Origin of the sequence: Mycobacterium sp. (genome assembly GCF_052145595.1) — a bacterium.
GTDB lineage: Bacteria > Actinomycetota > Actinomycetes > Mycobacteriales > Mycobacteriaceae > Mycobacterium.
Genome location: NZ_JBKQOI010000334.1, coordinates 23,026 through 32,174 on the forward strand (window position 1 = coordinate 23,026; position 9,149 = coordinate 32,174).

At 66.9% G+C, this 9,149-nt stretch carries 5 protein-coding genes; 4 read left to right on the forward strand and 1 reads right to left on the reverse strand.

The genetic code is table 11. From position 1 onward, the window contains the following. Positions 1-169: 169 nt before the first annotated feature. The 4 genes from mutA (at position 170) to ACLP4W_RS27910 (ending at position 6,663) form a co-directional block, all read left to right on the forward strand. Entirely contained in the window at positions 170-2,053 is a 1,884-nt protein-coding gene (gene mutA, locus ACLP4W_RS27895; protein WP_442390595.1) for a methylmalonyl-CoA mutase small subunit, read from the forward strand. 5 nt (positions 2,054-2,058) lie between these two features. Beyond that, the gene (gene scpA, locus ACLP4W_RS27900) at positions 2,059-4,311 is read left to right on the forward strand and encodes a methylmalonyl-CoA mutase (protein WP_442390596.1); all 2,253 of its coding nucleotides are present in this window, start codon (positions 2,059-2,061) and stop codon (positions 4,309-4,311) included. After that, complete coding sequence (gene meaB, locus ACLP4W_RS27905) at positions 4,312-5,313, forward strand: methylmalonyl Co-A mutase-associated GTPase MeaB (protein ID WP_442390597.1); 1,002 nt, start codon at positions 4,312-4,314, stop codon at positions 5,311-5,313. A gap of 63 nt (positions 5,314-5,376) precedes the next feature. After that, a complete protein-coding gene (locus ACLP4W_RS27910) occupies positions 5,377-6,663 on the forward strand; it encodes a serine hydrolase domain-containing protein (protein WP_442390598.1) in 1,287 nt (428 codons plus the stop codon). Between the two features lie 130 nt (positions 6,664-6,793). On the opposite strand, the gene ACLP4W_RS27915 is transcribed toward ACLP4W_RS27910, so the two are convergent. Continuing rightward, positions 6,794-9,149, reverse strand: a 2,356-nt coding sequence (locus ACLP4W_RS27915; protein WP_442390599.1) for an SDR family NAD(P)-dependent oxidoreductase, incomplete at its 5' end; no start/stop codon positions are given.

A 9,149-nucleotide genomic window follows, 5' to 3' on the forward strand; every position in this document is an offset into this window, starting at 1 on the left:
CGTTTCCCGAGCCTGGCGTTTCCCCGGCGACCTGCCCCGATCGCCGCTCCGCGTGGTTTTTAGCGTGCAGGCTCATCAATTAGCCTGATTAGCAACTGGCAGACTCCGAACAAACCCAAGCAACGCCGGCTACTGCTGGGAAAAGATTGCTGGGAAAAGGGAGCAATCGGTGTCCATTGACGTACCCGAGCTCGCCGACCTGGAACAGGTTCGCGAGCGTTGGCGCACTGCGGTCGCCGGTGTGCTGTCCAAGAGCACCCGGAAGGACCCCGGGGAGCTGGGGCACGAGCCCGAGCGCCTGCTGGAAACCCCGACCTATGACGGGATCGCCATCCGGGCGCTCTACACCGCGCTCGACGAGCTGCCGGAGCCGCCGCTGCCGGGCGACTGGCCGTACGTGCGTGGTGGCGACGCACTGCGCGACGTCAACTCCGGCTGGAAGGTTGCCGAGGCGTTTCCTATCTCGGGTCCTGTGCCCGGCCGCGATGACAGCAACGCAGCGGTGCTGGCCGCGCTCGCCGACGGGGTCAGCGCTCTGCTGATCCGGGTGGGGGATTCCGGGGTGGCGCCGGACCAGCTCGAGAAGCTGCTCGAGGGTGTGCACCTGAGCATGGCGCCGATGATTCTCGACACGGGCGCCGACTATCCGGCGGCCTGCGATGCCCTGCTGGCGCTGGTTGCCCAGGTGGAACCCGGCCAGCGCTCCACGCTGTCGATCGATTTGGGCGCAGACCCGCTGACGGCGTCGCTGAGTGACCGTCCGGCCCCTGCGATCGAGGATGTCGTCGCGGTCGCCTCGCGAGTGTCCGGCGATAGGGGGGTGCGGGCGATCACGGTCGACGGGCCCACGTTCCACAATCTGGGCGCCAACGCGACATGGGAGCTTGCCGGCAGCGTCGCGGCCGCGGTGGCCTACCTTCGGGCGCTCACCGAATCTGGAATGCCGGTCGGCCAGGCGCTTGGGCAAATCAGTTTCCGGCTGGCCGCCGACGACGATCAGTTCATGACGCTCGCCAAGATGCGAGCCTTGCGGCAACTATGGGCGCGGGTCGCCGAGGTCGTTGGCGACCCAGAGGGCGGCGCAGCTGTGGTGCACGCGGAGACTTCGCTGCCGATGATGACCCAGCGCGACCCGTGGGTGAACATGCTGCGCTGCACACTGGCCGCCCTCGGTGCGGGCGTCGGCGGTGCCGACACCGTGCTGGTGTTCCCGTTCGACGCGGCGATCCCGGGCGGCTTTCCCGGCACCGCGACCAGCTTCGCGCGCCGGATCGCTCGCAACACCCAGCTACTGCTCCTGGAAGAGTCGCACGTCGGCCGGGTGTTGGACCCGGCCGGCGGGTCCTGGTTCGTCGAGGAACTCACCGAACAACTGGCGCAGCAAGCCTGGGAGAAATTTCAGGCGATCGAGGGCCGCGGCGGATTCGTCGACGCTCGCGACTACGTCGCCGACCAGATCGCCGACGTAGCCGCACGACGCGCGGACGACATCGCGCATCGCCGCACCGCGATCACCGGGGTCAACGAATTTGCGAACCTGGCCGAACCGGCGCTGCCGCAGGGTGATTCGTCGGCTCCACCACACGCGGCCGGGAAATTGCAACGCTACTCCGCGGGATTCGAAGCGCTGCGCGACCGTTCGGACGTCTACCTGGCGCGCACCGGTTCACGTCCGCGGGCGCTGTTGCTGCCGTTGGGCCCGTTGGCCGAGCACAATATCCGGACGACGTTCGCGACGAACCTGCTGGCATCGGGCGGTATCGAGGCGGTCAACGCGGGAACGGTAGACGCCGCCGGCGTTGCCCAGGCGGTCGCCGAGTTTTCCGCCGCGGACTTGCCGAGCGTGGCGGTTATCTGCGGCACCGACAAGCGCTACCAAGATGAGGCTGCAGGCATCGTGCAGGCAGCCCGAAGCGCCGGCGTGTCAAGGGTTTATTTGGCGGGACCCGAAAAAGCCATCGGGGATGCCGAGCACCGGCCCGACGAATTTTTGACTGCAAAGATCAATGCCGTCGAAGCCCTGACGAATCTGCTCACTAGGTTGGGGGCGTAGTCACCATGACGACCACTGCACCTGCTGTCGGTAGCTTCGCCGATGTGCCGCTGCACAGCGAGCGGACTGTTCCACCGCCGACCGAAGCCGCAGTCGAAGAACACGTGGCCGCGGCCGCGGCCGCGCACTGGTACACACCGGATCGATTGCAGTGGCAGACGCCGGAAGGCATTGACGTCAAACCGGTGTACATCGCCGCCGATCGTGCCGCCGCCGAGGCTGACGGGTACCCGCTGAACAGCGTCCCGGGCGAGCCGCCCTTTGTCCGCGGCCCCTACCCGACGATGTATGTCAACCAGCCGTGGACGATCCGCCAATACGCCGGGTTCTCCACCGCCGCGGATTCCAACGCTTTCTATCGCCGCAACCTGGCCGCCGGTCAGAAGGGCCTGTCGGTGGCCTTCGACCTGGCCACCCACCGCGGCTACGACTCGGACCATCCCCGCGTCCAGGGCGACGTCGGAATGGCCGGTGTGGCAATCGATTCCATCCTGGACATGCGACAGCTGTTTGACGGCATCGACCTGTCCGCGGTGTCGGTGTCGATGACGATGAACGGTGCGGTGCTGCCGATCCTGGCGTTGTATGTGGTGGCCGCCGAGGAGCAGGGAGTGCCGCCGGAGAAGCTGGCCGGCACTATCCAGAACGACATCCTCAAAGAATTCATGGTGCGCAACACCTACATCTATCCGCCCAAGCCGTCGATGCGCATCATCTCCGACATTTTCGCCTACACCAGCGCGAAGATGCCGAAATTCAACTCCATCTCGATCTCCGGCTATCACATCCAGGAAGCCGGTGCGACAGCGGATTTGGAGCTGGCGTACACGCTGGCCGACGGCGTCGACTACATAAAGGCGGGCTTGGACGCCGAACTGGACATCGACAAGTTCGCGCCCCGGCTGTCCTTCTTCTGGGGCATCGGGATGAACTTCTTCATGGAGATCGCCAAGCTGCGGGCCGGCCGATTACTGTGGAGCGAGCTCGTAGCCGGATTCGGCGCCAAGAGTCCCAAATCGCTGTCGCTGCGTACGCATTCGCAGACCTCGGGCTGGTCGCTGACGGCCCAGGATGCCTTCAACAACGTCGCGCGCACCTGCATCGAGGCGATGGCCGCGACGCAGGGCCACACCCAGTCGCTGCACACCAACGCGCTGGACGAGGCGCTGGCGCTGCCCACCGACTTCTCTGCCCGGATCGCCCGCAACACCCAGCTGGTACTGCAGCAGGAGTCGGGCACCACGCGGCCGATCGACCCGTGGGGCGGCTCGTACTACGTGGAGTGGCTGACCCATCAACTCGCACAGCGGGCTCGCGCCCACATCGCCGAGGTCGCCGAGCACGGCGGCATGGCACAGGCCATCAGTGACGGCATCCCCAAGCTGCGCATCGAGGAGGCGGCCGCGCGCACCCAGGCCCGCATCGACTCCGGGACACAGCCGGTGGTCGGGGTCAACAAGTACCAGGTGGAAGAGGACCAGGAGGTCGAGGTACTCAAGGTCGAGAACAGCCGGGTGCGCGCCGAGCAGCTGGCCAAACTGCAAGAGCTGCGGGCAAACCGGGACCAATCGGCGGTCGACGCCGCCCTGGCCGAGCTGTCTCGGGCAGCCGCCGCGCACGGCCGCGCCGGCGAAGACGGACTGGGCAACAACCTGCTGGCGCTGGCCATCGACGCTGCCCGGGCCAAGGCCACGGTGGGCGAGATCTCCGACGCGCTGGAGAAGGTATATGGGCGCCACCAGGCGGAGATCCGTACCATCTCCGGGGTCTACCGTGACGAAGCCGGAAAGGCCACCAACATCGCAAACGCCACCGAACTAGTCGAAAAATTCGCCGAGGCCGACGGGCGCCGGCCCAGAATACTGGTGGCCAAGATGGGCCAGGACGGCCACGACCGCGGCCAGAAGGTGATCGCGACCGCATTCGCCGACATCGGGTTCGACGTCGACGTCGGATCGCTGTTTTCCACGCCCGAAGAGGTGGCGCGCCAGGCGGCCGACAACGACGTGCACGTGGTCGGGGTGTCCTCGCTGGCAGCCGGTCACCTGACCCTGGTGCCGGCACTTCGCGACGCGCTGGCCGAGGTGGGCCGGCCCGACATCATGATCGTGGTCGGCGGTGTCATCCCACCCGGCGACTTCGACGAGCTGTACGCCGCCGGGGCCGCCGCCATCTTTCCGCCCGGGACGGTGATCGCCGACGCCGCAATCGACTTGCTGCACAAGCTCGCCGAGCGGCGAGGGTACGCGCTCGACTAGATGGCACCCGATCCGCGCAACAACGCAGACGACACCGCCGACCGGTTAGCCGCAGCTGTCCGCAGCGGCGATCGTGCGGCGCTGCCGCAGGCCATCACGCTGCTGGAGTCCACCCGCGCCGACCATCGCGAGCAGGCGCAGCAATTGCTGCTGGCGTTGTTGTCGGAGTCTGGAAACTCCCATCGCGTGGGCATCACCGGGGTCCCTGGGGTGGGAAAGTCCACCACCATCGAGGCGCTCGGCATGCATCTGATCGATGAGGGCCACCGGGTGGCAGTGCTGGCAGTCGACCCGTCGTCGACCCGTACCGGCGGATCGATTCTCGGCGACAAGACACGGATGTCGCAGCTGGCGGTGCACCCGGACGCCTACATCCGTCCGTCGCCGACGTCGGGCACGTTGGGCGGGGTGGCAAAGGCAACTCGGGAAACCATCGTGCTGCTGGAGGCCGCCGGCTTTGACGTGATCCTGATCGAAACAGTCGGCGTCGGCCAATCCGAGGTGGCGGTGGCCAACATGGTCGATACTTTCGTTTTGTTGACCCTGGCGCGCACCGGTGATCAGTTGCAGGGCATCAAAAAGGGTGTGCTGGAGCTGGCCGACGTCGTAGTGGTAAACAAGGCCGACGGAGAGCACTTAACCGAGGCGCGGTTAGCCGCGCGGGAACTGTCCGCGGTGATCAGATTGATACACCCGCGTGAGACACTCTGGCGGCCACCGGTTCTCACCATGAGCGCGGTGAACGGGACCGGCCTGGCGGAGCTGTGGGACGCTATCGAGCGCCATCGCCGGGTGCTCACCGACGCCGGGGAGTTCGACGCGCGCCGGCGGGCCCAGCAAGTCGAGTGGACCTGGCAGATGGTCCGCGACACGGTGCTGGATCGGGTGCTGTCCAATCCCGAGGTGCGCAAGATTCGCGCCGACGTCGAGCGTCGAGTCAGGGCGGGGGAGCTGACCCCCGCGCTGGCGGCGCAGCAAATATTGACGGTCGCGTCGGGCTAACGGAAAGGTAAATTAATCTTTGTTTGCGCTTGAGTCGTGTGAAATCCAGGTAAATTCAGACGTGTGAAGGTTGACATCGGAGTCGATCGACGCGCGGTTCCTCTCCGCGATGCCCCTGACGCAGGGCATCGCGTGTCCGGCGCGGCGGACCCACACTTTGCGTGCGTCGTTCGTAGCTTTTCCACCATGTTCCCCGGGCGCCGGTTCGGTGGCGGGGCACTGGCGGTCTATGTCGACGGCCAACCCGCCGTTGACGTATGGAGCGGCTGGGCTGACCGGCGCGGCCAGCTGCCATGGACGGCCGATACCGCACCGATGGTGTTCTCGGCGACCAAGGGGATGGCCGCCACGGTCATCCACCGGCTCGCGGATCGGGGGCTGATCGACTACGACGCGCCGGTTTCTGAGTACTGGCCGGAGTTCGGCGCCAACGGCAAGGCCGCTCTCACCGTGCGTTCGGTGATGGGACACAATGCGGGTTTGTCGGGTCTGCGCGGCGCCACAAAGGAAGACTTGCTGGATCACGTCGTGATGGAAGATCGGCTAGCGGCGGCGCCGCCGGGACGCCTGCTCGGCAAACCCGCGTATCACGCGCTGACCTTCGGCTGGCTAATGTCCGGGCTTGCCCGAGCCGTCACCGGAAAAGGCATGCGGACGCTGGTCCGTGAGGAACTCGCCGAGCCATTGGGCACCGACGGCATGCATCTGGGGCGGCCACCGGCCGAATCGCCGACACGGGTCGCCGAGATCGTCATGCCGCAGAACATCGTCGCCAACCCGATCCTCGGCTATGTGACGCACCGGGTCGCCCATCAGTTGTCGGGCGCGTTTCGCTCCATGTACTTCCCGGGCTTGACCGCTGCCGTCAAGGGTGAGATTCCGATGCTGGACGCCGAGATGCCGGCGGCCAACGGCGTGACGACGGCGCGCGCGCTGGCTCGGATGTACGGAGCCATCGCCAACGGCGGCGAGATCGACGGCACCCGATTTTTGTCGCGGGAACTGGTTGCGGGTCTGACCGGTCGACGGAGCCTGCGGCTGGATCGAAACCTCTACGTGCCGTTGGCTTTCCACCTGGGTTACCACAGCTTGCCGATCGGGAACGTGATGCCGGGCTTCGGTCATGTCGGGCTGGGCGGTTCGCTCGGCTGGACCGACCCCGCGGACGGGGTGGCGTTCGCGTTAGTGCACAATCGGCTGCTGACACCGTTTGTGGCGACCGATCACGCCGCGTTCGTCGGACTGTATGCACTGATTCGGAAGGCTGCGGCGCAGGTCCGCGAACGCGGCTTCCGGCCGGTGACCGAGTTCGGGTCGCCGTTCGCTGAGCCCGGAGCCGTCGCCGGCTGACCCTTCGACGCGGGACGCATCGGACTACAAGGCGGAAGCGAATTTACAGTCGCCGGTAAGTGTGCAGCGCGCCGTCAGCCGGATGAGCGACGGCGCGACTGCCCTTCGAACCACCGGCGAGCGGCGCCCGTCACAATGTCGCTGCGACATCCTCCGCCGGCGCCAGCTTCTCGCAAATGCGATCCGCCAGGCCCCGAATCGTAGTGATGTCGGTGGAGCTGATCCGCACCCCGGTTTCGGTTTCGACGCGGGTGCGCAGTTCGAGGTTGCCCAGTGAATCGAGCCCGTACTCCGAAAGCGGACGGTCCACGTCGACAGTTCGACGCAGGAGAAGGCCGATCTGCTCGGACAGCAGACGCCGCAGTCGGCCGGGCCACTCCTCGCTGGGCAGCTCCATCAATTCGGCACGGAACTTGCTGCTGTCGGATCGGCCCCGCCCCATCGTCTTGAACGCTTCGGCGAACTTGCTGCGTTGCGCAAAGGCGGTCAGCCAGGGTGCTCCCATGAGCGGTGCGTAACCGCTGTAGGGGCGGTTGTAGCGCAGCAGGGTCTCGAACGCGTAGGCACCCTCGTCGGGAGCGATCGCTGCGCCGCTGCTCTCCGCCAGCTCTGTGGCACGGCCGATTTCGCCCCACGCACCCCAGGCGACCGAGGTGGCCGGAAGGCCCTGGGCGCGACGCCAGTGGGTGAAGGCATCCAACCAGCTGTTGGCCGCGGCGTAGGCGCCCTGACCCGGCGAACCAATCAGGGCCGCCGCCGAGGAGAACGAGGCGAACCAGTCCAGGGGCTGACCGGCCACCGCCTGATGCAGGTGCCACGCACCGCGCACCTTCGGTGCCCAGTCGCGCTCGATCAGCTGCTCGGTGATGTTGCCCAAGGTGGCGTCTTCGACTACTGCGGCCGCGTGCAGCACGCCACGGAGCGGAAGCCCGGTGGCCGTCGCGGTGGACACCAGCCGCTGCGCGGTGTCGGGGTCGGCGATGTCGCCGCATTCCACCACCACGTCGGAGCCGATCGCGCGGACGAGTTCTATTGTCTCGAGAGTCTTTTGGTTGGGCTGCGAACGTGAGGTGAGCACGATCCGGCCCGCACCCGCCGTGGCCATCTTCTCGGCCAGGAACAACCCCAGACCACCCAAACCACCGGTGATGATGTATGAGCCGTCCGGCCGGAAGACGCGGACCTGCTCGGGTGGCACCACCACACTGCTGCGACCGGCATGGGGCACATCGAGCACCAGCTTGCCGGTGTGCTCGGCGGCGCCCATCACCCGAATTGCGGTGGCCGCCTCGGCAAGTGGGTAGTGGGTGGCCTCCGGTATCGGCAACGTGCCGTCGGCGGTCAGCCGATAGACGGTCTCGAGCACCTCGCGGACGTCCTCAGGGTTGGTGACCGACAGCAACCCCAAGTCCAGGGCGTAGAAGGTGAGGTTGCGGCGGAACGGGAACAGGCCCATCCGAGTGTCACCGTAGATGTCGAGTTTGCCGATCTCGACGAACCGCCCACCCAACGCCATCAGCTCGATTCCGGCGCGTTGGGCCGCACCGGTGAGCGAGTTGAGCACGATGTCGACACCGTAACCGCTGGTGTCCCGGCGGATCTCGTCAGCGAACGCGATGCTGCGAGAGTCGTAGACGTGCTCGATGCCCATGTCGCGCAACAGCTGCCGGCGCTTCGGGCTGCCCGCGGTGGCATAGATCTCGGCGCCTGCGGCACGCGCCATCGCGATCGCGGCTTGCCCGACCCCGCCGGTTGCGGAGTGGATCAGCACCTTGTCGCCGGCCTTCATCCGGGCCAGGTTGTGCAGCCCGTACCAAGCCGTTGCGCTGGCGGTGGTCACCGCGGCGGCCTGCCCAGGTGTCAGCCCCTCCGGAAGCTTGGTGGCCAGGCGCGCATCGCAGGTGGCGAATGTTCGCCAGCAGCCGTTCGGCGACATGCCACCCACGAGGTCACCGACCTGGTGATCGGTCACGTCGGCTCCCACGGCGGTGACGACCCCGGTGAAATCGGTGCCCATCTGCGGCAGCCGTCCCTCGAACGAGGGGTAGCGGCCGAACGCGATCAGCACGTCGGCGAAGTTGATGCTGGACGCACTGACGGCGACCTCGATCTCCCCGGGACCCGGCGGCACGCGCTCGGCGGTCACGAATTCCATCGATTGCAGGTCACCGGGTGTGCGGATCTGCAGACGCACAGCGTCGCTCTCCTGATCGACGATCGTGGTGCGCCGCTCCTCGGCACGCAACGGAGTCGGGCACAAGCGAGCCACGTACCACTCGTCGTTGCGCCACGCGGTCTCGTCCTCGTCGGAGCCCGACACCAACTGGCGGGCCAGCTGCTCGGCATCGGTCTGCCCATTCACGTCGATATGCGTGGTGTGCAGATGCGGGTGCTCGGAGCCGATGACGCGCAACAGCCCACGCAGCCCGCCCTGCTCGAGGTTGGTGCAGTCTTCGGACAGCACCGTCTGGGCGTCGCGGGTCAGC

What these genes read in the sequence shown, in the direction of transcription:
- scpA (WP_442390596.1), top strand. Translation starts at nt 2,059, where the DNA reads ATGACGACCACTGCACCTGCTGTCGGTAGCTTCGCCGATGTGCCGCTG.
- meaB (WP_442390597.1), top strand. Translation starts at nt 4,312, where the DNA reads ATGGCACCCGATCCGCGCAACAACGCAGACGACACCGCCGACCGGTTA.